Here is a 25,480-nt window from a genome sequence, read left to right as displayed (position 1 = left end):
CTTAAAAAATGAAACGTTTAAAATACATATTAGCAACAATGGCCTTTTTCTTTGCCGGAAATATTTTCACCCAAACGATAAACACCAATAATTCACTGAGTTTTTTGGCATTGGGAGATTCCTATACCATTGGGGAAAGCGTGGAAGAAAGAGAACGTTGGCCGGTTCAATTAGGGCAGGCTCTGCAATTCAGAGGCATCAATGTTCAGGAAGTAAGGATTATTGCTCAAACAGGCTGGCGTACAGATAATTTACAGGATGCCATTAATGCACAAACATTCACGAAAGAGTACGATCTGGTTTCTCTGTTGATAGGTGTAAACAACCAGTACCAGGGAGGAAGCCTATCTGCCTACGAGGTGGAATTTGAGGAGCTATTACAAACAGCTATTGATTTAGCAGGAGGAGACAGATCTAAAGTTATGGTTGTTTCAATTCCTGATTATGCTTACACTCCCTTTGGCAATGGTTCAACCTCAATTAGCCGGGAAATTGACGACTTCAATGCAGCAAACAGAGAGATCACGAACGAATATAATATTGCCTACCACAACATCACCCCAATTTCGAGAAGAGGACTGGAAGAACCCAACCTGGTTGCTGATGATGAACTACACCCAAGTGGAGAGATGTATAAACTATGGGTTGATCAAATTATGGAGGACATCGTTTTTACAGATGACACCTTCATCGAAAACCAAAAGCTTAAATTAAGGCTCACATTGAATGGCAATCACTTATATCTCACGACAGGTGTGACTACAGACTTAAAAATTTACAACCTTGAAGGGAAACTGATACTCCAAAAAAGGAGATTATCCCCTCAGCAAAATCATGAGATCGCGCTAAGTTCTGTTAATGCAGGATTGTACATCGTACGACTGGAAAGCAACAACAATTTCATTGCATCGGGTAAGATACTAATTCCCGGACGTTAAAAAAGAAGGCCATAGCTTCCGGATTTTTTTCCGATAAAGCAATGGCCTAAGTTTTTTAGTTGCCTGTTTTACTTCAATTCGCCGGATTTCTCTGACTCTTGTTTTTCAAGATGCATTGCAACATCCTCAAGTTCACTATAAAAGACTTCTCCGTATTTACGAATTATTGGTTCTTTCAGGAATCGGAATATTGGTAATCCAATTTGCTTCCCCAATTCCCTGGCAGGATTACAAACCGGCCAAACATGGTAATTCAAAGCCTCATAGGCAGGGTATTTGTCAACCCTGACGGGGTAAAGATGGCATGAGACAGGCTTTTTGAAATCGACCAATCCTTCATCATGTGCCTTTTCAATAGCACATTTGCAAACCCCGTCACCATCAAAATAGGTATAAACACACTCCCGACCGTGAATAATAGGCGTAACCTTATCACCATCAGTATCGGTTTCCCAGGTTCCGTTTTGCTCAATAACCTCGACTGCCTCAGGAGACAGAAGATGTTTGATTTTGGGGTAAAGACCCTCAATAATTTTGATCTCTTCATCTTCAAGAGGTGCTCCTGACTCACCCTCTACACAACAACTTCCCAAACATTTAGGCAGGTCGCACAAAAACTGTTTCTGAAAGATGTCCAGGCTAATAATTTTATCGTCAATCTGAACCATTTACGTCTCGCTGAATTCTTTAAAAGTTTGAACCTGCAAAGTTAAAGAAATATTAACACGCTCCTACATTTTGCATATAAATTCCAAACTATCAGGAAGTAAAAAAGAGACCAACAGTGGGTCACAAATACCCCCAAATCATACAATCGCAAGTCAGAAGGCAAAGGTCTTCGAAAACATATCACTGATTGTATACCCGGTTTTCCTGCTCTGCCACTCTTATGAAGGTTGTTCTCTTGGTCAGCTCTTTCAATTTTGAAGCACCCACATAAGTGCAGGTACTACGGACACCGCCTAAAATATCTTTAACAGTTTGATCAACAGGTCCGCGGTATTCAACCTCCACAGTTTTGCCTTCGCTGGCGCGGTATTCAGCAACACCGCCAACATGCTTTTCCATAGCTGTAGCCGAACTCATACCATAAAACTGTTTATACTTGCACCCCTCTTTCTCAACAATTTCACCACCACTTTCGTCATGTCCGGCCAACATCCCTCCCAGCATAACAAAGTCGGCTCCTGCTCCAAAAGCTTTGGCAACATCGCCGGGAGTTGCACATCCTCCATCGCTGATAATCTGCCCTCCAATTCCGTGCGCTGCATCTGCACACTCAATAATGGCTGAAAGCTGAGGGTAACCCACACCTGTTTTTACACGCGTAGTACACACAGATCCCGGGCCAATGCCCACTTTAATAATATCTGCTCCGGCCAGCAGTAACTCCTCCACCATTTCACCCGTCACCACATTTCCGGCTATAATGGCTTTGTCCGGAAACTGTTTGCGGGCTTCTTTTACGAAAGCGACAAATTGCTCTGAATAACCATTGGCAACATCAATACAGAGAAATTTTAAGTTTGGGTGCTTTTCAAAAATCGATTTCACCTTTTCCAGATCCTGTCGACCGGTTCCGGTACTTACGGCAATGTAATTTTCAATACCTCCAGGAGCCGATTCCAGAAACTGATCCCACTCCTCAGGCAAATAATGTTTATGCATGGCAGTAAACATTTTCTTTTGGGCTAAAGCCAAGGCCATTTCAAATGTGCCAACCGTATCCATATTGGCAGCCATTACGGGCACTCCTGTCCAATCGAAACCAGCATGCAATAGTTTAAAAGTTCTTTCCACCTCAACCTGCGAGCGGCTTTTTAAAGTTGACCTCTTGGGTCGGAACATTACATCTTTAAATCCCAGCTTAATGTCGTTCTCTATTCTCATTTCTTAAGTTTTTAAACAAGACAAGTTAATATTTTCTCTTCAACAATTACAAAACGAAACCCGGGCGGGTGCAAAATTAATCCATGAGGCTGGTCTGAAATAAAAACCAGATATCACCCCATTACCCCTGCGCAGAATTCCTCTTAAAAAAAAGCCCAAAAAAAGGACAGCAGCTAAAATTACTACTGTCCTTCTGAAATATTTCTTAACATTATATGCAAACCTCAGGGGATCTGCACAAGGAGAAATTCAATATTATTTCAGATCAATAAGACTGTTACCAGTCATATCCCCAGGCTTTTCAACACCCATAAGTTTCAATAATGAAGGTGCTACATCAGCCAGAATACCATCCTTCACGTCACCTTCACGTTCAGTTACCCAAATAAAAGGCACCGGATTCAGAGAGTGAGCAGTATTAGGTGAACCATCGGGATTCACAGCATTATCGGCATTTCCGTGATCGGCAATAACGATGGCCTCGTAACCGTTCTTCTTGGCTGCTTCAACCACATCTTTCAAACAGTTATCAACAGCTTTGACGGCTTTCTTAATGGCATCATAAACGCCTGTATGCCCTACCATATCACCATTGGCAAAATTCAGACACACAAAATCGTATTTGTGTTTATTCAATTCACCTACAATGGCATCCTTCACCTCAAAAGCACTCATTTCGGGCTGATGATCGTAAGTCGGCACCTTAGGTGAGTTAATCAAAATACGATCTTCTCCTTCAAAAACATCTTCTCTGCCTCCGGAGAAAAAGAAGGTAACGTGAGCATATTTTTCAGTTTCTGCGATGCGGAGTTGTTTAAGACCGTTTTGCGAAACCACCTCACCCATGGTATTTTTCACATTGTCCTTATCAAAAAGGATGTGCATATCCTTAAAGGTCGCGTCGTAAGGTGTCAATGTACAATAGTGCAACGGAATGGTTTTCATATCATATTCAGGCATATCCTGCTGAGTAAGTACCTGAGTAATCTCACGTGCACGATCGTTACGGAAGTTAAAGAAAACAACCACATCGCCTTCCTGAATGGTTCCAACAGGTTTTCCGTTTTCATCTACATTGACAATAGGTTTAATAAACTCATCGGTTACATCATTGTCATAAGATTCCTGAATGGCAGAAATCAAGTCGGAAGTTTCTTTTCCTTTTCCGCTCACCATCAAATCGTAAGCCTCCTTGATCCGCTCCCAACGTTTATCGCGATCCATTGCATAATAACGACCAATCACTGAAGCTACCTGTCCGGCTGATGTTTTCAAATGGTCAACCAATTCGCTCATATAACCTTTACCGCTCTTGGGATCGGTATCACGACCGTCCATGAAAGCGTGTACAAATACTTTTTCCAGGCCAAAGTCTTTAGCTACATCAGTCAATTTATAGAGATGCTCCTGACTACTGTGAACACCACCTTTAGAAACAAGGCCCAGGAAATGAACCTGCTTATTATTTTCTTTGGCGTAGTTATAGGCTTTAACCAATTCAGGATTTTCAGAAATACTATTATCCTTGATGGCCAGGTTAATTTTCACCAAATCCTGATAAACAACACGACCAGCACCAATATTCAGGTGACCAACTTCAGAATTACCCATTTGTCCGTCCGGCAATCCTACATTTTCGCCTGAAGCCTGAAGCTGAGAGTTTGGGTAGTTTTTAACAAGACTGTCGAAATAAGGTGTATCTCCGGCAGAGATAACATCGGACTTATCTTTTTTTCCGTATCCCCAACCGTCGAGAATAATTAGTATGGTTTTTTTGTCCATGATTATTTTATTTTTATTGAATTTTTGTAATAAATCACCGAATAACCGGCTAAATAAAACACCAGATTTTCAGCAGTTTTACATTGTAGAAACAAACTTCTCCACATTCAGTTTTCCAACGCGCGCCAAAAGTACCTAATTTGCCATCAAAAAAAAAGCAGAGGGTGTTAAGGAAGTTAAAAAACTGAAATAAAGACGGATCATTTCTTCACAGCATGCAATTTCCACCAGGGAGTCCATGGAGATTGGTGATGTTCATAATGATACCCAAAGAACCAGCAACTCAAAAAAGCCCAAATATGATTCTTGTTCATAGTCCTGGACCGGTAAGGCATCATTTGGTTAAGATGAGGTTGCTTATGCGGGGCATAAACCCCGAAATAAAACATCTGAAATGTAGACAGAAACGCAGGTACAATCCATAAAAGAATGAGCCGGCTTTCAGAAAACCAAACTCCCAGAACATTAAACAGTACAGCCATCACCAAAATTTGCCATATCGTGAGGTAACGCCACATAAAAGTAAAGTACCAGACGAAAAAGTTCTGAGATCTTTCGCAGTAGTCCGGATCCTCAGGTGTTCCGGGATGATTGTGATGCTTCTGATGATTTTTTTTAAGTTTAGTGAAAGACAACCCGGCATACAAAAAACTCGCTGCAGTTCCAAATACTTTATTTATGACAGGACTATGTGGCTTTATGGTACCATGCATCCCATCATGGCCGGTTATAAAAAGACCGGTAAACAGATGTGTTTGCACCAGTATGTGTAAATACACCCAGGGATTATCTGCTGCGATCTCCACCTCTAATAAGCCATACAGAAGGTGCCCTATCCACAGGATGACAACCAAAGAGGCAATAATAACTCCACGGTTTTTATAATTATCAGACATTTTCCAAAATCAAATATGGTTATACAAGGTCACAGGCATCAGCCGGCATCCAATGGGCGTCTTTACCATCCCACTTTACATTACACCCAATGGGGTTGGTTTTTTCCACTGGTGGTTTTTTACCGGAAACAAGAGCGTCCAACACAATGTCAAGTGTATTTTCAGTCATTCTACCGGCATCTCTGGGAGAATCGACTCCTCTTCCCGTATAAACGAGGTTTCTTGTCTTATTAAACACGAAAAAATGGGGAGTACGGAGAGCTCCGTAAGCTGTTGCTGCTTCCTGAGATTCGTCGCGTAAATACAACCAGGGAAACTGATGCTGCTTCATGCGTTCCACCATATGCTCAAAACTATCCTCTGCATATGTATTTTGGCTATTTGAGTTGACTCCTAAAAACTTCACGCCTTGTGAGGCATATTTTTCTGCTGTTTTTCTGGTCTCTTCATCCGATCCCAGGACATAAGGACAGTGGTTGCATGTAAAAAACACCACCAACCATGGATATGAATTAAAGTCTTTGAGTGAATACTCTTGCCCATCAGTAGCAGGCAGTTTAAAATCAGGGGCTTTTTGCCCAGGCTCAAGCGTAAATGCCATTTCAATCTGTTTTCACAATTAAACAATTAAGTTCATGCTTTGTGAGATAACAATTGAAAGGTCTATTGAGTTTCAATAGATCCTTAGATTTTTAGATACCTGCCTGACGGCAGTCAGGTAAGATTTAAGACGAACCACATAACACTAATAACCGGGCTTTAAAGTGATTATGCGTACAATTTCAAAAATTTGAATTATAGCACCTTACAAAAATCCAACGGAGTATTGAGTTTAATAGAAATGATTAAAGCCGCAGATTCTCCTACTTTTGAGTAAGTTTGCCATTATGGTTCTCTATTTTTTTAATTATTCCATATAGCTGATCTACTTTTAGGGGCTTAGACAAATACTCATCAAAGCCGCGCTCAAGTCCCTTCTCCCGCTCTTCAGCCATAGCATATGCAGTCAGTGCAACTACAGGCATTTGAGGATCTATCCCCTTAATAATATCCAGGGCTTCATAACCATCCATCACTGGCATTTTTATATCCATCAACACCAAATCTATATTGCTGACAGACTTATATTTATCAACAGCTTCAGCACCGTTTACAGCGTGTATTACATCAACATCCTCTTTGGATAAAACAGCTTCAAGATAAAGGTAGTTTATCTCTTCATCTTCGGCTACCAAAATTGTGAGAACTTCCGACTGCTCTTCTTTTTCAGGTTTTTCGGGCTCTGATATTTCAGTTTTTTTAACGGGTATGTCGAAATAAAAAGCCGTCCCTTCACCTTTTTGGGATTCTACCCAAATATCGCCGCCCAATATTTCTACAAGTTTTTGGGAAATGGACAATCCCAGGCCGGTGCCTCCAAAATTTTTATTCATCCCACTCTCCTCCTGCCAGAAACGGTCAAAAACGAATTCAATGTTATCCTTCGCTATTCCAATTCCGGTATCTATCACAAAAAACCTGAAGGTATTTCCCCTTTTTTCATACCCAAACCTGACATCTCCTTTCAGTGTAAATTTAAAAGCATTTGATAATAGATTGGTAAGCACCTGACGTAAACGCTTTGGATCCGTTTTCAGGGAACTCTCTTCATCTTTTAATGGCTTATGCAAATATAGAGAAACCTCCTTGTTTTCAGTCATGGGGTTGAAAAAGGCAAAAAGATCATTAATTAAATCATTCACCACAATCTCTTTCTCAGACAACTTTAATGAACCGGATTCTATTTTGGAAGTATCCAGAACATCATCCAGAAGGTTCAACAATTGATGTCCACTGTCAACAATCACTTTAGAATAAAACTGAACCTTTTCAACGGGAAGTTTTTTACCGGCCAGCAATTCTGAAAATCCTATGATGCCATTCATGGGTGTCCGTATTTCATGACTGATGTTGGCCAGAAAAGCAGATTTAAGGCGATCACTTTCCTGAGCTGCTTCTTTGGCAAGCAGGAGTTCCTGATTAATGATGTTTAGCTCTTCATTATGTTGCTTTAATTTTTTATCTGCCTCCAGAGCAAGCGAAACATCGTCAAACATCGCAACCACTTCACCAGAGGGAAGCCGGTATAAATAATTCTTACGCCATCCATCCCGTGTTTGATCTTTATAATAAAACGGAGGCAGATCAAGAGGCTCACCAGTCTTTAAAACTTTTCTCATTGCCTCAATCAACATCCCTTTCTTCATCCCGGGAAAAATTTTCGTAAGCCTTCGTCCAACAACCTCATCTTTTGAAACTTTGGAAATTTGCTCGGCAGCCCGGTTAAAGTTAACGAATTTAAAATCAGCCCCCCCTTCAACACTTTCATAAACAGCGACTCCGCTTCGCATGTTCCGAAACATCTCCAAATAGCGATGCTCGCTCTCTTTCAACCGTTTTTGAGCCCGTTTTGTACGGGTAATATCTCTGAAACTCCAAACCCTTGCATAAGGGGTTTCTTTCCAAAAAATGGATTTTGAAAACCGTTCATATATGCGACCATCCTTAAATTCCAGGTAATCAACCCTTGAAATCGATGGATTTTCGTTAAGCTCATTTATCTTTTTCTCAAAGGCTTTCGGAAATTTCAACTGACTTTTAACTTCCTCCATCAAACCGTCTGCATCCCCCTGAACAAAAATATTCTCGTCAAGGTTCCACAATTCCAAAAACCTTTTATTGTAAAACAAAACATCTCCATCACACCCCACAACCACAATACCATTATCTGTGGATTCAAGAGTGGCTTCAAAGAGCATGTTATTTCTAACCAGCTCATCATTCAACAGTTCATATTCCGCATTTCTTTTTTTAAGTTGCTGATTGGTCTCTCTGAGTTTGGTTTCCTGAGCTTTCAAATCAGAGATATCATGAACAGACAAAAAGAACTCTTCAGATGCTCCCTGTTTATTGTTGATGGGAGTAACATCTATCGAAAACCATTTTTGGAAGAGCGGTGAAAATTCTTCAACAAACTGTGACCTTCCGGTTTTATTTGCATTGGTAATTAAACATTCCCTGCAGACATGAGAGTGCCCGAACAATAATTCGTAAATATTTTTCCCTTTAATATCCCGGATACTCAATGAAGTAAGATCTAATCCTTTTTGATTGGTTTCTGTAATTTCCAATTTCTCATCCACTAAAAAAACAATGTCGTCAACAGCATCCAGTTTTTGCTTCCAGTCAGATTTCAAGTTACTGAGAAACGAAACATCAAACATTATTACCTGATAAGCACATCCGATATCAGAATGAGATCTCTGCTTTTTTACAAAAAACAAGCACTCCACCGAAACCTCAGATTCATACAAGTCCAGTTCACGCTGAAACTCAAAAAAACTTGTTTTATCATCCAGCTTATTTTCGGAAGCTTGTGAAATCCAATGAATAATTAGTTTTTCTTTATCCTTAATTTCAAAAGGAAAAAATTGCTGCCATGCCATGTTCATAAACTCCGGATTTCCCAAATTATCAAGAATTGCTACGCCTTCGCAAACAAAATCCAGTATTTCCCTTTTTGCATCGCCACCCGAAAGACAGTATTCGGAAAGGACACCGAATATCTTGTCTCTACGGGCATGTATCTCTTGATATTTTTTATTGGCACCAGACATCATCAAACCGCTTAACCTTTCTGTTAATCAATAAAGTGATAACCCATCATTGTACGCAAACAACTAAAATAGGTTGGGACTGAAATAGCATTTTGGCGGTGATTTTCATCACCGGTAAATTATTGAACAGGCTTCTTAAAAAGGGATTTATGAATTCCCGGATGACAAAAAAATATCTAAAGCAGACGGTTTTCGTTTGAAAAAGCGATGAGTTCAGCGGTGTTGCAAAGGCGGGATTTAGCCAGCATATTTCGACGATGAATGTCTACAGTATGGCGGCTGATGTTCAATATTTGACCAATCCCGGCAAAATCACAACAATTCTTTTCATAACTCCTTTTTTCAATTATCGTTCGAACGCTTATAAAATCATAAGACGATTCCCCTCAATGTCAAACAATTCATCCAAGACAGAGGCACAGAACAGAGCCCTCTTATCCATATAAACCAAAATTTATTTAGGAATTGGCCTTTTGTCCATACTCATTTTTGAGTAATTGACCCTTGAAACAGGCTTGAAAAGCATGTCCGAAATCGAACATTTACTTGTTGCAGAAACGAACATTAATCCTTTGCCCTAACGTCAAAACACTCAACCTAAGCACCTACCCTACAATTGGTTACAAGCATTGGCACATCTATTGGAATACTCTAATCGAACGAAACTAAAAAATTTATATCATGAAAACCGCAGCTATTTTTTCCGCCATTGCCCTTGCATTAACCATCAACATTAATGCTGAAAATCCGAACCTGAACCTGACCAAAACACTAGCCAGATTGAATGCTAATTTCTTCGAATACATAAACACTAATGAATATGAGGAATCTTTCACCGAAATCGCTGACTGGATGTTAGATATTGAATCATTCGAGACAGAAGAGGAGCTTCTGGAGATTGAAGAGTGGATGCTCAATGAATCAGAATTTGAAAAAACTGAAGAATTGGTAGAAATTGAAGATTGGATGTTAACCCCTGAGGATTTCACCTCTGATGAAGAGATCATAGAGATTGAGGACTGGATGCTGGATCCGGAAGCACTCCAGAAGAAATAACACCCCACAAACACTCATCATCAATCACTTGCGTACTCCCAAAGCCCCCGAGGCAGCCATTATTGTCCAGGTATCTCTCCTGACATCCTTCCCGATCTCCAGAAAGCTGTTTAGGTGTGATTATTCCGAATTAATACCGGCACTTCCCAATGCTACAAATTAAGACTCATGCTGAAACATTTTCACATGTTCGGTCTTGCTTGTAATCACTGTCTCCTTCTATTCTTTTCTCACCGGCAATCTTCTTTCGGTCATCTTCCATTCTTGTTTGTAACAGGAAAGGCACTAATTCATGATAAACGCATATTAAACTCAAATTAAAGTCTATTATAACCGTTTTTAATTAAAGTTTAATATGACTTTATATTGAGTTTGATTTGAGTTTAATCTCATGATGTCTTTTAGAATATACGAGCCAAAATACTTCGAGGTAATTAAACGAAATCATTCCCTGGATTATTAAATGAAAAATCATCGTTCGATTTCGCACACTATATTGTTACGCCTCCGTACAATTTTCTATGTTCAAAACAACACCCACGCCAACATAAACAACTACAATACTGCTTATTACACTTTTTGGCACAAGCATTGATTAATAACCTAACAAGAACAATTATTTAAAATTAAAACAGGAGGAATTAGATATGAAAACTTCAGTATTTTTCACCATCATCTTTACCGCTTTAACCATTAACGTCAATGCAACCAATCCAAACAACGAACTTCTGCCTCCATCAGAAAATGTTCTTTCAGTCATAAATGAAGCAACAGAGGAGAACCTTGAAATAGCTGAGTGGATGTTGGACGAGAACACATTTGAAACAGAGTACGCAATAATGGAAGTAAAAGAGTGGATGCTCAACTTTGACTATTTGGTTGAATCCAGAATTGAGGTTAAAAACTGGATGCTTGACGAAACCCTTTTTTCAGATTCAAAAGAAATGATAGAAGTTGAAAGCTGGATGCTGGATGAACGACTTTTTGAAGACAAGATGGAAATTTTAACCGTCCAGGACTGGATGCTCGATGTTGAAGCATTTAATATTTGCAGCAAAAAATCTTAAAGATGGGTGAATCAGGAAAACAACACAAAACCCTACAAAGCATAAAGCAAGCAAAGTCTAGTAAATCCTGATTCTCAAACCTGCCCGAAAAAAACGAAAGCGGGTGCTTTCAAAAAAATTCTGGTAAACAAATCCCAGCGTCGGGCATATACTTAATTGATCAATTCTTTTAATTTCATAATCTCCCGTAACACTGGCTTCCTTGCGAAACCTTTCCCCTATGTTTGTTGACTGTGTCCATCTGTATTCTCCTTGCACCGTTGTTTTTCTCTTTAGAAAACACCAGTCAAATCCCAAAGATTGTTCAAAATAGGTTTTTGAAGGGTCAAAAATATGACTAAACCCAATCCCATACTCTACCTTAAAATTACTGATTGGCAATCGCAGTTTCAGAACCTGCCAATCAATCACATTTAAGGCATCGGTAACATCATGGGTGTAATGATATCGAAGATCAGAAGCAAAAAGCCCCCGGTTTATTCTGACTGAAGGAGTGATTAAAAGGGCATTGGAATTAAAGTCAAACCCGGAAGTTACATCCGACTGAAAAGAAAATATCTCCGGATGGTCAACGCGCCTGTATTGCATCTGTGATTGTCCATAATCGGCTGCACGGTAAACACCATAAATAGAATAGTAAAAAAGATTCCCTACTATATATTCTGCAATTCCATCTTCCCACTCAGGCGGATCCCACCCTGAAGCTTCTCCGCGGTAATAACCCCACCTGTTGCAATTTTTGTTGATTATCTTCCTTTACTTTTGATTTAATATCGCGCACTTGAGCCATGCAATGAAATGAAGCCAGCAGAAACAGGGTTATAAAAAAAATTCGCATTTTGATATTAATTTTGGGTTGAATTAACAGAACCAGTGTTTGCAAGAAAACGACAATTGCTGCCCCGAAGGGTCGGGGTAAACTCAATGCTTGTCTTCAATACAGTCATCCCGAAGCATCGGGACTCCTGCTTTTCAGACATCGCAAGCCTTGCACTTGACACCTTCCTGCAAACACAGATGAAAAACATGAGTTTTCTTGCTGGCACTAACAACAATTCACGTACCAAAAAGCAAAGATTTATAAAATAAAAAAGCCGGTAAAAAACCGGCTTTTTTGGTGGTACCACCTGGAATCGAACCAGGGACACACGGATTTTCAGTCCGTTGCTCTACCGACTGAGCTATGGTACCCTTTGTTATTTTTACTTTTTTCAATTGGTGCAAAAATAACCAAAAACCCAATCAATCAATAACCCTTTTTCTATTTTGGAAACAATCCAAACAATAATGAATAATTTCCATTTTTACTATGAAGGCCAGCCCAATCAAAACCAACCTTGGTGGTACCACCTGGAATCGAACCAGGGACACACGGATTTTCAGTCCGTTGCTCTACCGACTGAGCTATGGTACCTTTTCAAAAGCGGTTGCAAATATACGGAAAGATTTGTTTTGACAAAACCATATGACAAAATTTACTCTTTCCTTTTTTGTTTTTTGAGGTGATATTCGCTGAGGTTTAGTTATTTTTGCGGGCGAATTTTTTTCAAAAAAATCATCCAAAATTGCAAAGCAACACCCCCTCATCAGCATTTTTGCTTGGCAAAGAATCAAAAAAACAAGAACATGGAGTTATTCACACATACGTTACCCAATGGCATCAGACTGATTCATCACCGTGTAGCTTCCCCCGTTGGACACTGCGGGTTAATTATCAACACAGGATCACGCGATGAGCAGAACGATGAACATGGCATGGCACATTTCATTGAACACGTTATCTTTAAAGGCACCCAAAAGAGAAAAACCTGGCACATACTTAGCCGACTGGATGATGTGGGAGGAGAACTCAATGCTTACACATCGAAAGAAGAAACAGCTATTTATTCTTCGTTCCTGATTCAGGATTTTCAAAGAGCAGTGGAATTGCTTCATGACATAACTTTTCACTCGGTTTTTCCTGAGAAAGAAATAAAAAAGGAAAAGGAAGTCATCATTGATGAGATAAATTCCTACAAAGACAACCCGGCTGAACTTATCATCGATGATTTTGAAGAATTGGTTTTTAATGAGGGCCCAATGGGGCACAACATACTTGGAACAGCAGAATCCATCAAGAACTTCAACCGGGAAGACATATTAAAATTCATTCAAAACAACTATCATACAGATCAGATGGTACTCTGTATGGTGGGCAATCTTCCCCCTACTAAAGTTTTGAAAGCAGCCGAAAAGTACTTTGGAGTAGAGCAGCCCAATTACCGCACCCAAAAACGTCCTGCCCCTCCGGAATATAAACCTACGGAATTCAGAAAAGAGCTGGATACTTTCCAAAGTCACATTACCATTGGCAACATTGCTTACGACCTGGAAAACCCAAAGCGTCTTGGACTGTCACTCCTCAATAATTTATTGGGTGGTCCGGGTATGAACAGCCGTTTAAACATCGCTTTACGCGAAAAAAACGGCATTGCTTACAATATCGAATCCATATACTCCCCATACTATGGCACCGGCGTATTTAGCATTTATTTTGGTACCGATCAGCAAAATATAGACAGAAGCCTGCGCATTGCCCGACGCGAGTTAGGGCAGCTAAGAAAAACAAAACTTGGTCAGATGCAGCTTCAAAAAGCCAAACGTCAGCTCAAAGGGCAAATTACCATTTCATCAGAAAACAAAGAAAATCTGATGCTCAACATTGGTAAAAGTTTCCTGCTTTACAACAAAGTGGACTCATTGGAAGACATTTACAAGAAAATTGACAATCTAACAGCGATGAACTTACTGGAAATTGCCAATGAAATATTTGATGAAAAACAACTCTCATATCTAATCTATGAGCAATCATAAAAATCAGACAGGTAATCCCAGCCCCGACCTTGAGAATTACATAGAACAACACACCTCCCAGGAAGACGAGGTGCTTTACGAATTGCGCAGACAAACACATTTGAAAGTGCTTCGTCCGCGTATGGTCTCAGGCCCGGTGCAGGGACAATTACTCACCATGCTTTGCCGGATGATCCGTCCAAAAGCCATCTTGGAGATAGGTACTTTTACCGGCTATTCTGCCATTTGCATGGCCCGGGGAACAGCCAATAATGCCACATTGGACACCATCGAAAGAGATGACGAGTTGGAACCTTTAATTAGAAATTATTTCCAAAAAGCAGGCCTGGAAGGCAAAATTAATCTGCACATAGGAGATGCACTCAAGGTGATTGAGAATATCCACCGATCCTTTGATCTTGTGTTTATGGATGGTGACAAAAGAGAGTATCCGGCCTATTACGACGCAGTAATAAGAAAGATGAACCCTGGCGGCTATATTCTGGCCGATAACATTCTCTGGAATGGAAAAGTAATAGAACCCCTTGATCCGGGGGATGATTACACCAAAGGGATTTTAGAATTTAACAACAAAGTGAAAGATGACCCAAGGGTAGAACAGGTCATTCTGCCCATCCGGGACGGCTTAATGATAATAAGAGTAAAGTGACTTAATACAAATTTTGTGCACGCCAGTGTTAATGCCGATTGAAAAATTCCTGAAGAACCCGTTTAGAAAATGTAAGTCCTCTTTTGAAACCAAAGAGACCAATGCTTTATCATTTGGAGTTAACACTGAGAAAAGTGTTTCTTAAGCACCCTCATACTGCTCAACATAGGTTGAACACTTTAATGTTTTGGCTGTTTCATCAACATCATCACAAACAGCCAAAACAAATTTTATTATGCAAAAAGCCGCCATCATATATGGATCATCAGTAGGTAATACCCGTTTTGTAGCAGAAAAAGTGCATGCAGTGTTTCCCGATGCTGATCTTATAGCCGCTGAAACTGCCGATATTGAAAAATTAAAAGATTATCATTTTCTAATCATGGGTACCTCTACCTGGGGTGTAGGGCAAATTCAGGATGACTTTGAAACATTTGTGGAAAAGTTTCTTACCCTGGATTTATCAGATAAAACAATTGCCCTGTTTGGATTAGGAGATCAGCAGACATATCCTGACACGTTTTGCGATGGCATGGGAAAACTCTATGAGCTTTTGGAAGGTAAAAAACCCAGGTTTATCGGACAATGGCCGGCCGACGATTATGACTTTAGTGAATCAAAAGCATTTAAAAATGGAATGTTTGTGGGGCTTCCTCTGGATGAAGACAATGAACCGGATTTAACAGATGGCCGCATTGCCATCTGGAGTGAAGATTTAAAAGAAGCTCTGGAAAAGCAATACCAGACCGAAGCAAGCAAAAAATCAGACAACCACTAAAGATACAGAAAAACTCTTGACCCATAACCTGGTCGGGGCATTCGGCAAAAGCCATCCAAAGAACAATTACGGTTTTATTGAAATACAGAGGGGGAATACCATTTCCCCTTTATTCTTTTGAACCACCCTCAACCCGAAGCCGGTCAAGATCTTTTTTCTCAAACAGGGTAGGATAATCTTCCATGAATTGATCCATAACCACGCGCATAACAGATTCGCGCATAAAGCGGGCCTTATTCTTTACTTTGTATCTTTTGCAATACACCTCAAAGGCCTCCATCTCTTTGTCGTTCAACAAAAAAGTCGCTTTATGCTTGCGCTTATAGGCCGCATTTCTATCAACGTAATTATTATCAGAACCTTTGGCTTTCCTGGCCATATTAGCATTTTTCTTTTTTGGATGAGGCAAAATTAAATAAAAATAAGGGATTTACACAGGAATACCTGACCCTATTTGCGACTCAAGATTCGAGACTCGAAAGGGATTGACAGCCCGCATCCTGGTAACTACCTTTAGCAATAGAGGGTTAGATTAGACCAACCAAAATTATCCATAACTGAAATAACGCATTCTCAAATGAAACCAAGGATTTACAACACCAGTTTTGGCAGCATTACCATTGAAGGGAATTCTTACAACCACGATGTTGTAATTACCCCAAGCGGTGAAATATTGAAGCGAAAAAAGAAACTCTCAAAATCTGTTTATGGCACTTCTCACATCATCTCAGAAGCTGAAGCCAGGTTCATTTTCAAAGGACATCCTTCTGAATTAATCATTGGTACCGGGCAAACCGGTTATGTTGAGTTATCAAAAGAAGCTGAGACTTTTTTTGAGCAAAATAGTTGTAAAGTACAGCTTTATCCAACGCCTATTGCTATTGAAAAGTGGAACATGACTGAGGACAAACACCTTCTGGGATTATTCCATATCACCTGCTGATGGCTGCTCTTTCAGAACCACTTCTTTCACGCCTGAGATGCCAATGCCTGTCCATCGCCCAATGCCGTCTTTAATATTGCTTTGAATACTGTTGCCATTAAATGCAAAAGGATTTTCCTGATTGGCCCGGTCGGTAAACAAACTATTCAGAACTTTATAGGACACGGAATCTACGGTGCCAACCATCAATTTTACAGTATCGCGCAAATCGTATTCAAAACGGGGATAATCAGAATAAAAATCAGAAACAGAATCTTCAAGGTACAAGCTGGTCTCGGTGCTTCTTAACAACCGGTTCCAAATAAGATTCCCCCCTTCCCCTTTTATCAACTCCATAGGCTCATAAGAAGGATGAAGGTCGTCATCTTCCAAACGACTGGCAATCCTTGAAAAATAGTAATGGATTTTTTGACCGGATGGCTTAACTGCAAACTCAAGGAAACCGGTTGTGTCAGATGTCGCTTTCACTCTGGTTTCTTCTATCGGCAACACCTCAGGGATAGTGGTAACTGCAGTAATTGTACGACCGAAAACTTCCACTTTTAAGTCATATTGCACTCCCTCTTCTCCTTTCATTTCCACACTTTTGTAAACAAAGGGCGGAAAAAAGGCTTTTTCGCGGAAAATGGTCAGAACTTCATCCTCTCCCTTTGAAGAGGAAAGAGTGATTTTTGCATAGTTCAAAAAAGAACTTCTGATAGAGGCTGAATCATAATGCGTCAAATAGGGAGTACTCAGGGTCAGGAAAACATGAGCCGGACGGTCAGTTTCAATGTATCCGTCAACCACAATTTGCCGTTCATAAAAAGGTTGATCCAAATCGACTTCCTTGGTGCAGGAAACAAAAACCAATAGCAACAAAATACTTAACGCAAACCTCATCTGTTAAAATTTAAATTTCCAGCTAACGGATGGCATCACGGGGAAAAGCGATACCTGGGCAATATTAATATCAATATCGTAATTACTGTCACCTCTGATAACTTTGTAAAATACGAAATATGGATTGGCCCTGTTGTAGACATTTACGATTGAAAAATCGAGAACCGATTCCTTAAAAACATCACTCGTTAACCTGAGTCTGGCAGACAAATCCAACCGGTGATAAGGGGGAAGTCTGAAATTGTTATATCCATCGTAATCGTTCATAATGGTTCCCATCATCCACATTCGTCCGGAGGGAAGAGTCATATTATTTCCGGTGGCATAAATCCAGTTGGCATTGATGGTCCATTTTTCATTCAATTCATAAGATGCTTGAAGCGAAAGATCGTGTGTACGGTCAAATTTTTCATTAAACCATTCGCCATTAAATATCTCGGGAAATGCTCTCTCAGACCTGGAAAGTGTATAATTTAGAGCCCCTTGTAAGTCGCCGCGCACTTTTTGCAGAGAAAATTCCAGACCGTAAGCACGTCCCTTTCCATGATAAAAATGATCTTCGAAATTCATTTCGCGACCATCAACATTCACATTAAAAATCAACTGATTTTCCATCCACCGGGCAAAAGCCCCTGTTGTAAAAGAAAACGATGGCCACTGTCGATTATATTCAATTGAAAACTGATGACTTTTCTGAGGTTTCAGACGCGGGGAAGCCATCATCCAAATATCGTTGGGCAATGGCATGGAACTCAATGCGGCCAGATGCATAAACTGAACATTCCGCGACCAGGCCAAACGAAATTCCTGATTTAAATCGGGAGTGTAAGATAATGAAACGGATGGCGACCAGTAAAAATCACCCTCTAACCAGTTGCCATCATCTATTGAAATGGATCTGCCGGAAGCGGAATACGAATAAGGCCCAAGCACCATATAATAAAACCCTCTTAAACCTGCATAAACACTAAAATCAGGGGTAACATCATATGTGTCTTCCAGAAATACACTCAAAGCTGCATTTTTGAAGCGGTCTTCTGTTTGGGTGGTATCATCAGGCATTATCAATTCCATATCCTGAGGTTTGGTGTTGTACAGATAAGCATCGGCACCAAACTTCACCATATGATCACTACCTTCAATCAGCCACTGATTTTTAAATGAAAACCTCTCATGCCAACTTTTAAACCACAAGTCATTGTCAATTATCTCACCATCAAAATCGGACCAGGCCCCCGAGTAACTCAGTGTGGAAGAAAATGACTGACCACTGCCTAATCGCTGATTCCATTTAAAAGCTACTGCCCTATTGCCATAATTGGTACCGGCATTATAACCAATTTCATCATTATCAATCGAAAAATCATCAGCTCCCAAATACCAGGTCAACAAAAAGCGGGTATTTGGCCAGGGTTTAAAAGCCATCTTTCCGTTAAAATCATAAAACCGATAGAAACTTCGCTTAAAATAATTGTCTTCTTCAGAAATAAAGAGAGAAGAAACTGATCTGTAAAGTTCCAGGTAACTGCGCCGAAAACCAGCTGTTATTCCTAGTTTTTGGTTCTTCGATCTCCAGGAAAAAGTCAAATTGGCAGCCAAATTTCCAAGTGCCCCATTTATCTGACTCTCTTCCAACAGAGGATCTTTGGATGTTACAAGAATAGAAGAGGAGAGTCCACTGCGAACAGAAGCCGGGGCATGCCCTTTAAAAACATCAGCACGTTTGGTGGTTAGCGGATTAAAGACAGAATAAACGCCCATCAAATGAACCGGATTCATTAATTCCATGTCATCCAGAGCCACCCGGTTTTGCCCGGGTCCGCCTCCTCTTACATAGATTCCTCCGATACCCTCACTTACAGACTGAATCCCTGTCATCTGCTGCAAGCCTCTTACCACATCGGCTTCTCCCATTACAGATGGAAGATTGAACAGCTCGGAAGATTTAAGTTGACTCTGCCCGGGAACTACCTTATTTGCATAACTTCCGTCCCTCCCTGTGATTCTCACCTCATCAGCCAAAAATTCTTTCGTGCGAAGTTCAATTACGGCAATGTCAGGAGAATCCATTTGAATTACAACAGATGTATCTTTATAGGTAGTATGACTTACAAAAATCATTGACTGACCGGGACGTTCGCTGCAAATTTTAAAAAAGCCAACGGAATCGGTTACGGTTCCGGTTTCGCCAACACTCTCCCATATATGTGCATCCTGCACAGGATTACCTGACTCCGCTTCAACCACCCTGCCCCGAAGGCAATGATCCTGGGCTCCTGCCAGAAATGGAAGCAGAAAAGCCAATCCGGTAGTCAGTGAAATATGAAAGAACGATTTCATCATACGATTCAGGGAATCCATATTATTTGCAGTGAAGTAAAACAATACTTCCCATTAAAACGAGCCTAATTTTTTTTCTTAAAACTTTACGCCATAAACAAAAACTTGGAGACCACGAAATACGTAGCCTCCAAGTTTTTTTCAATCAAAATAAGCTCTCCATAGATTATTCAGACATACCATAATTGGTTTCTACTTCATTGATCATTTCATCAACACTATTCACAAAATCAGTGAAATTTTCTTCCCCAAAGAAAGAGTCATCCATATAAGATCCATCGCTGAATTTCACACGAAAATCTAACTCCCAGCCCTCATCAGAATCTGCAGAGTAAGCTTCTCCAACTGCAATAATTTCATTGCTGTCGTTGTACTTCAATTCAATACTGGCATTGTTGTTAATGAGTCCGGCCAGAGTTTCCACCCATACCTGCTCTGATTCAAAGCTATCTTCGTCAATATTTCCGGCATCATTTTGAAAGCCTTTCCAGTCAATGGTTCCTTCCAGCTTAAGATTGTCAACGGCAACCCAGGAATTTGCAGAATTCACAACAGATTGATCAAAAGGATTGGGCTCTTCTGAAGTATTATCCTCAATATTGTCATAAGTGAATTCACCATTGCTTTCAAAATGGTAAGAAATAATATTGTTACCGTCAAATTCAAATGATTGCTCAAAAGCCATGGTTGAATTGTCCTTTTCCACTGAAGTTTCAATAATGTATTTTCCTAAAGTAAGACTCTCGGTGATGGATTCAGGAATATCATTTTCGTCATAGGAAGCTTCAAATTCAAACAAGATCAGTTGTTCCTCATTTACTGTCAGAGAAATATTAACCGATTCCAACAGATCCTCCACTTCTGCAAGATCGGGATTGGTGGTTGTAAAGGCGCTGAAATTAGTAACCGAAATAGTGGCATTGTTGGTTTCGCTGCCATTCACAGGAAAATGATAAGTAATCTGGTCGCCACTTTCTCCTTTAATCCATGATTGCGTCTCAGGATCATAGGTATAAATCCCAGCCTCCTGGTCAAATTCCCCGGCCAGGGTAGTGTTGTCAACAGTAGTGGACTTGAGGTTTACCGCGGCTTCCATTCCATTTTCAAATTCTCCTACTGATTTCATAACTGTAACCACTCCGGATTGCTCAGAAACAATCCCGGATTCCTCTCCTGAGGTATTTTCGATCAGAGACACAAATTCATTGACAACATGAAGGGCTTCCATGTCGCTCATGGCATCCATTTTGTCGACTACATTCAAACCACTTTGCTCCAAATTGGCCTTATGTTCCTCGACACCCAGTGGGCTCATTTTTTCTCCTTTTTCATCTTCCTGGCAACCTACTGCCAGGGCAAACGCTAAAACCGATACAAATAATACTTTGATCTTCATAAGTTAATGTTTAAAATTAGATTATTTAATTGACGTTTTACATGTTTTCAGGTTGTAAAATTACTACGCAATTCCCCGGCAAATGTTGTAAAAAAAAACTTACCCGTTTTTTTAACAAAGAGGACTCATTTGCATCACACCCAAAAATTGACCTCTTCAAGTTTAAAGGAAAAAAAGAAAGAATAGCTCCATCAAATCGGGATAATTATTGTGGAGTGCTAAGAAAACAAAAAGCTCACATAATCTAATCACCCAGAAACTGGCACACAAAAAACAAAAACCGCAAAACAATGGCTTACATTGAATTGCGGTTTATTCCCAGTGACTCCGGGAGGACTCGAACCCCCACCATAGGAACCGGAATCCCACGTTCTATCCAGTTAAACTACGGAGCCCTTTTGCGCCGCAAATATAGGATTTTTTACGCATCACTCAAACTCTGTTTAAATAATCCCTTTGAGAATCTTTTTCTGCCCCTGGTTTTTAAGGAATAACGAACACGTAAAAGACCTTACAATTCTCTGAAACTTTTTGTATTTTCGCAGCTTTGAGAACAAAAAAGATAGAAATACTATATTTTACTGCATCATGGAGTACAATTTTAAAGAGATTGAAAAAAAGTGGCAAAAGCACTGGAAAGATCAGAAAACTTACCAGGTAGACGTTGACAAAGAAAAGCCAAAGTACTATGTACTTGACATGTTTCCTTACCCCTCGGGAGCCGGACTCCATGTGGGACACCCTCTTGGCTATATTGCTTCGGATATTTTCAGCCGGTTTAAGCGGTTGAATGGTTTTAACGTACTCCACCCTATGGGTTATGATGCCTACGGATTGCCTGCAGAGCAATATGCCATTCAAACAGGGCAACATCCGGCCATTACAACCGAAAAAAACATTAAGCGCTATCGCGAGCAGTTAGACAAGATAGGTTTTTCATACGACTGGAATAGAGAAGTAAAAACCTGTGATCCGGAATATTACAAATGGACACAGTGGGCTTTTATTCAAATGTTTCACCACTACTACGACAACAAAGCAGAAAAAGCCCTGCCAGTCAATGACTTGATCGATCACTTTAAAGCAAAAGGAACCAAAGACATCGATGCAGCCTGTTCTGATGAACTCTCTTTTACGGCAGATGAATGGAACGGCAAGACCGAAAAAGAACAGCAGGAAATTCTATTAAACTACCGTATTGCTTACCTGGCCGACACCATGGTCAACTGGTGTCCGGAATTAGGAACCGTTCTTGCCAACGATGAAGTAAAAGAGGGGGTTTCCTTAAGAGGTGGACATCCCGTTGAGCAAAAAGTAATGCGACAGTGGTCACTGAGAGTTTCCGCTTACGCAGAGCGCTTACTTATCGGACTGGACAACATTGACTGGTCAGACTCTTTGAAAGAAATACAGAAAAACTGGATCGGCCGCTCCGAAGGTGCTGAAATGATTTTTCCGGTAAAAAACTCGGATGTCGAGATGAAGATCTTCACTACCCGTGCAGACACTGTATTTGGTGTAACTTTCATGGTTTTGGCTCCGGAAAGCGAACTGGTAAATCAGGTGGTTCATTCCGATCATAAAAAAGAAGTAGAGCAATATATTGCCGATGCCAAAAAACGCACCGAACGTGAACGCATGTCGGAAGTCAAAAAAATGACAGGTGTTTTCACGGGGGCTTATGCTGTTAATCCATTGACCAATGAGGAAGTCCCGGTTTGGGTAAGTGATTATGTGCTGGCCGGCTATGGTACCGGGGCTATTATGGCTGTTCCTGCTCACGACAGTCGTGACTTTGCTTTTGCACGTACTTTTGACCTTCCCGTCACACAAGTAGTGGTTCCTCACGGAGAAGAACCTGCCGACACAGACCAATGGGATGACTCCATTGATTCAAAGGAGGGTTACATGGTTAACTCCGGCTTCATCAATGGTTTGGATGTCCCGGAAGCCATCCATAAAACAAAGGAATACATCCGCAAAAAAGGAATTGGAGAAGTTAATGTCAACTACCGTCTTCGTGATGCCATTTTCAGCCGTCAGCGTTACTGGGGGGAACCATTCCCTGTTTATTACAAGGATGACATGCCCTACACTTTGGATGTATCAAATTTACCATTGGAACTTCCGGAAGTGGACAAATATCTGCCAACTGAGCAAGGTGAGCCTCCACTGGGACGTGCAAAAAACTGGAAAACCGAGGAGGGGTATCCGCTTGAACTGAACACCATGCCAGGATTTGCAGGGTCATCTGCCTACTACTTAAGGTATATGGATCCTCACAACAACAAGCAACTTGTAAGTCAGGAAGCCAATGAGTACTGGAAGGATGTGGATCTCTATATTGGAGGAACCGAGCATGCTACAGGGCACCTGATTTACTCAAGGTTCTGGAACAAATTTCTTTACGACATTGGAGAAGTATGCCAATCAGAACCTTTCCGTAAACTTGTGAACCAGGGAATGATTCAGGGACGTTCAAACTTTGTCTATCGCCTTAAAGGCACCAACAAGTTTGTTTCGTACAATCTAAAGAAAGACTACGACACCACACCAATCCATGTTGATGTCAATATAGTTCAGAACGACATTTTGGACATCGAAGCTTTCAAAAACTGGAATCCGGAATACAAGGATGCAGAATTCATCCTTGAAGATGGAGGAAAATATGTTTGCGGATGGGCTGTGGAAAAAATGTCAAAATCGATGTTTAATGTGGTCAATCCTGATGACATTATTGAACAATACGGAGCCGACACACTTCGTCTTTACGAAATGTTTCTGGGACCATTAGAACAGTCCAAGCCTTGGGACACCAACGGAATTGACGGAGTCCATAAATTCCTCAGAAAGGCATGGCGCCTTTTTATTGACCGTGACAATGGTATTCTGGTTACAGATAAAGAACCATCAAAAGACGAATTAAAAGTACTGCACCGGGCCATCGCTAAAATAAGTGATGACATTGAACGGTTCTCGTTCAACACCTGTGTAAGTGCATTTATGATTTGCGTCAACGAGTTAAACGACCTTAAATGCCACAAACGTAGCATCCTGGAGCCATTGGCCATTCTTTTGTCTCCTTTTGCCCCACACATGGCAGAAGAACTATGGCACATGCTCGGACATAAAACATCCATTGTAGATGCCCCATGGCCAAAGGCTGAGGATAAGTACCTCAAGGATGATAGTGTAGTGTATCCGGTCTCGTTTAACGGGAAAATGCGTTTTAAACTTGAGATGCCTGCAGATGCGGGCAAAGAAGAGATCGAGAAAGCCGCACTTGCACATGAAGGAGCTGCCAAATGGACAGAAGGAAAAACTGTCCGCAAGGTCATTGTTGTACCCGGGAAAATAGTTAATATTGTTGTTGGATAAAACAGCAACATAAAAATATATACCTCCGGAGAAGATTCTCTTTTCCGGTGGTTTTCTTTATAATATGATGAAGAAAGAATATCTTTGGAGAGAAATAAAGTCGTATTTAATTATTACCGCCGGCCTTGCTTCAGGCGCAATCGGCTGGACAGGTTTCATCATACCCAGTGAAATAATTGGTGGTGGCCTTACCGGTATTTCAAGTATTCTTTTCTTCTTATTCGACATTGACGTCGGAATGAGCAGCCTGATTATCAATGTAGGACTTCTGCTTTTGGCCATGAAAATCCTCGGCGCCTCTTTTGGAATAAAGTCCATCTATAGTGTGGTGGTTTTTGCAGGATTTCTTTCCTTCTTCAGCAACATTTTCACTGAACCATTGGTATCTGAAAAAATGATGGCTGCTGTAACCGGAGGCATCTTAAGCGGAGTTGGGGGAGGATTGATCTTCACCCACGGAGGCAGTGCCGGAGGCACCGACATCATTGCCCGAATCATCAACAAATACCAGAACATTAGCATGGGCCGGTTGTTGCTGGCAATGGATGGTATTATTATTGCTACGGCCTATCCCATATTCAAATCCATCGAAACACTGGTTTATGGCTTTATGACCATGGCTGTTATTGCATATACCATCGACCTCGTAATTTCAGGTAACAAGCAAACAGTTCAATTCTTTATTTTCTCCAGAAAACACAAAGAACTGGCCGAACAGATTGTTTATACCGGGAAAAAAGGGCTGACTATAATTCCTGCCTATGGGGGATACACAGGCGAAGATATTAAGATTTTAATGGTCTATGCCAGAAAAAAAGAGTCTTCCATCTTATTCAGAATTATTAAAAGTGTTGACCCGGAGGCATTCATCACCATGGGTAACGTAATGGGAATTTATGGAGAAGGATACGATAAACTGAAAATCAGAAGAAAAAAGCAAAAGCCCCTTAATGAAATAGAAGCAGAACTTTAAAGC

The 25,480-nt window shown here is 40.6% G+C and carries 21 protein-coding genes and 3 tRNA genes; 9 read left to right on the top strand and 15 right to left on the bottom strand.

Going from position 1 to position 25,480, the window contains the following annotated elements:
- Positions 1-8: 8 nt before the first annotated feature.
- Complete coding sequence (locus tag DDZ16_RS11705) at positions 9-938, top strand: GDSL-type esterase/lipase family protein (protein WP_109264656.1); 930 nt, start codon at positions 9-11, stop codon at positions 936-938.
- A 68-nt stretch (positions 939-1,006) separates the two neighbouring features.
- Here the strand turns inward: DDZ16_RS11705 and DDZ16_RS11700 are convergent, their stop codons facing one another.
- The 7 genes from DDZ16_RS11700 to DDZ16_RS21110 form a co-directional block, all read right to left on the bottom strand.
- Positions 1,007-1,606, bottom strand: a complete 600-nt coding sequence (locus tag DDZ16_RS11700; RefSeq protein ID WP_109264655.1) for a DUF3109 family protein — start codon at positions 1,604-1,606, stop codon at positions 1,007-1,009.
- Between the two features lie 181 nt (positions 1,607-1,787).
- A complete protein-coding gene (locus DDZ16_RS11695) occupies positions 1,788-2,828 on the bottom strand; it encodes a GMP reductase (RefSeq protein ID WP_109264654.1) in 1,041 nt (346 codons plus the stop codon).
- A 255-nt stretch (positions 2,829-3,083) separates the two neighbouring features.
- On the bottom strand, positions 3,084-4,610 hold the full coding sequence (gene gpmI / locus DDZ16_RS11690) for a 2,3-bisphosphoglycerate-independent phosphoglycerate mutase (RefSeq protein ID WP_109264653.1): 1,527 nt from the start codon (positions 4,608-4,610) through the stop codon (positions 3,084-3,086).
- Between the two features lie 200 nt (positions 4,611-4,810).
- Positions 4,811-5,506, bottom strand: a complete 696-nt coding sequence (locus DDZ16_RS11685) for a fatty acid desaturase (protein WP_109264652.1) — start codon at positions 5,504-5,506, stop codon at positions 4,811-4,813.
- Positions 5,507-5,525: 19 nt separating this feature from the next.
- On the bottom strand, positions 5,526-6,107 hold the full coding sequence (locus DDZ16_RS11680; RefSeq protein WP_109264651.1) for a thioredoxin family protein: 582 nt from the start codon (positions 6,105-6,107) through the stop codon (positions 5,526-5,528).
- A 262-nt stretch (positions 6,108-6,369) separates the two neighbouring features.
- The gene (locus DDZ16_RS11675) at positions 6,370-9,162 is read right to left on the bottom strand and encodes an ATP-binding protein (protein WP_158275656.1); all 2,793 of its coding nucleotides are present in this window, start codon (positions 9,160-9,162) and stop codon (positions 6,370-6,372) included.
- 176 nt (positions 9,163-9,338) lie between these two features.
- Positions 9,339-9,452 carry a helix-turn-helix domain-containing protein gene (locus tag DDZ16_RS21110; protein WP_158275655.1) on the bottom strand — a complete coding sequence of 38 codons (114 nt, stop codon included), beginning with the start codon at positions 9,450-9,452 and terminating at the stop codon, positions 9,339-9,341.
- Positions 9,453-9,843: 391 nt separating this feature from the next.
- Between DDZ16_RS21110 and DDZ16_RS11665 the strand changes: the two genes are divergently transcribed.
- Both DDZ16_RS11665 and DDZ16_RS11660 read left to right on the top strand, forming a co-directional pair.
- Positions 9,844-10,218: a hypothetical protein gene (locus DDZ16_RS11665; RefSeq protein ID WP_109264648.1), complete on the top strand. Its 375-nt coding sequence runs from the start codon at positions 9,844-9,846 to the stop codon at positions 10,216-10,218.
- A gap of 647 nt (positions 10,219-10,865) precedes the next feature.
- Positions 10,866-11,285: a hypothetical protein gene (locus DDZ16_RS11660; RefSeq protein ID WP_109264647.1), complete on the top strand. Its 420-nt coding sequence runs from the start codon at positions 10,866-10,868 to the stop codon at positions 11,283-11,285.
- A gap of 57 nt (positions 11,286-11,342) precedes the next feature.
- On the opposite strand, the gene DDZ16_RS11655 is transcribed toward DDZ16_RS11660, so the two are convergent.
- The 3 genes from DDZ16_RS11655 to DDZ16_RS11645 form a co-directional block, all read right to left on the bottom strand.
- Entirely contained in the window at positions 11,343-11,873 is a 531-nt protein-coding gene (locus DDZ16_RS11655) for a hypothetical protein (RefSeq protein WP_109264646.1), read from the bottom strand.
- A 527-nt stretch (positions 11,874-12,400) separates the two neighbouring features.
- Positions 12,401-12,476: transfer RNA gene (locus tag DDZ16_RS11650), tRNA-Phe, on the bottom strand.
- A 147-nt stretch (positions 12,477-12,623) separates the two neighbouring features.
- A tRNA-Phe gene (locus DDZ16_RS11645) sits at positions 12,624-12,699 on the bottom strand.
- Between the two features lie 212 nt (positions 12,700-12,911).
- Between DDZ16_RS11645 and DDZ16_RS11635 the strand changes: the two genes are divergently transcribed.
- From DDZ16_RS11635 to DDZ16_RS11625, 3 genes are all read left to right on the top strand, one after another.
- A complete protein-coding gene (locus DDZ16_RS11635) occupies positions 12,912-14,138 on the top strand; it encodes a M16 family metallopeptidase (RefSeq protein ID WP_109264644.1) in 1,227 nt (408 codons plus the stop codon).
- Entirely contained in the window at positions 14,125-14,787 is a 663-nt protein-coding gene (locus DDZ16_RS11630; RefSeq protein WP_109264643.1) for an O-methyltransferase, read from the top strand. The genes DDZ16_RS11635 and DDZ16_RS11630 overlap by 14 nt, the downstream gene beginning before the upstream one ends.
- Before the next feature lie 235 nt (positions 14,788-15,022).
- Positions 15,023-15,565, top strand: coding sequence for a flavodoxin (locus DDZ16_RS11625; RefSeq protein WP_109264642.1), 543 nt, complete (start codon positions 15,023-15,025; stop codon positions 15,563-15,565).
- Between the two features lie 109 nt (positions 15,566-15,674).
- On the opposite strand, the gene DDZ16_RS11620 is transcribed toward DDZ16_RS11625, so the two are convergent.
- On the bottom strand, positions 15,675-15,944 hold the full coding sequence (locus DDZ16_RS11620; protein ID WP_109264641.1) for a hypothetical protein: 270 nt from the start codon (positions 15,942-15,944) through the stop codon (positions 15,675-15,677).
- A gap of 198 nt (positions 15,945-16,142) precedes the next feature.
- Here DDZ16_RS11620 and DDZ16_RS11615 point away from each other — a divergent pair, with 198 nt between their 5' ends.
- Positions 16,143-16,508, top strand: coding sequence for an Mth938-like domain-containing protein (locus DDZ16_RS11615; RefSeq protein ID WP_109264640.1), 366 nt, complete (start codon positions 16,143-16,145; stop codon positions 16,506-16,508).
- Here DDZ16_RS11615 and DDZ16_RS11610 read toward each other — a convergent pair.
- The 4 genes from DDZ16_RS11610 to DDZ16_RS11590 form a co-directional block, all read right to left on the bottom strand.
- Positions 16,488-17,390 (bottom strand): DUF4249 family protein, encoded by a 903-nt coding sequence (locus tag DDZ16_RS11610; RefSeq protein ID WP_109264639.1) that lies wholly within the window; start codon positions 17,388-17,390, stop codon positions 16,488-16,490. The genes DDZ16_RS11615 and DDZ16_RS11610 overlap by 21 nt on opposite strands.
- A 3-nt stretch (positions 17,391-17,393) precedes the next feature.
- Complete coding sequence (locus DDZ16_RS11605) at positions 17,394-19,751, bottom strand: TonB-dependent receptor (RefSeq protein ID WP_232526625.1); 2,358 nt, start codon at positions 19,749-19,751, stop codon at positions 17,394-17,396.
- Positions 19,752-19,896: 145 nt separating this feature from the next.
- Positions 19,897-21,126, bottom strand: a complete 1,230-nt coding sequence (locus DDZ16_RS11600) for a hypothetical protein (RefSeq protein ID WP_109264638.1) — start codon at positions 21,124-21,126, stop codon at positions 19,897-19,899.
- A 322-nt stretch (positions 21,127-21,448) separates the two neighbouring features.
- Positions 21,449-21,521 (bottom strand) — tRNA-Arg (locus DDZ16_RS11590).
- Between the two features lie 193 nt (positions 21,522-21,714).
- Here DDZ16_RS11590 and leuS point away from each other — a divergent pair.
- Both leuS and DDZ16_RS11580 read left to right on the top strand, forming a co-directional pair.
- Positions 21,715-24,504 (top strand): leucine--tRNA ligase, encoded by a 2,790-nt coding sequence (gene leuS, locus DDZ16_RS11585; protein ID WP_109264636.1) that lies wholly within the window; start codon positions 21,715-21,717, stop codon positions 24,502-24,504.
- Positions 24,505-24,568: 64 nt separating this feature from the next.
- Entirely contained in the window at positions 24,569-25,477 is a 909-nt protein-coding gene (locus DDZ16_RS11580) for a YitT family protein (RefSeq protein WP_232526623.1), read from the top strand.
- Positions 25,478-25,480 lie beyond the last annotated feature (3 nt).

It is taken from the genome of Marinilabilia rubra (genome assembly GCF_003121985.1).
Lineage (GTDB): Bacteria > Bacteroidota > Bacteroidia > Bacteroidales > Marinilabiliaceae > Marinilabilia > Marinilabilia rubra.
This window is presented reverse-complemented; position numbering and strand designations above follow the sequence as displayed.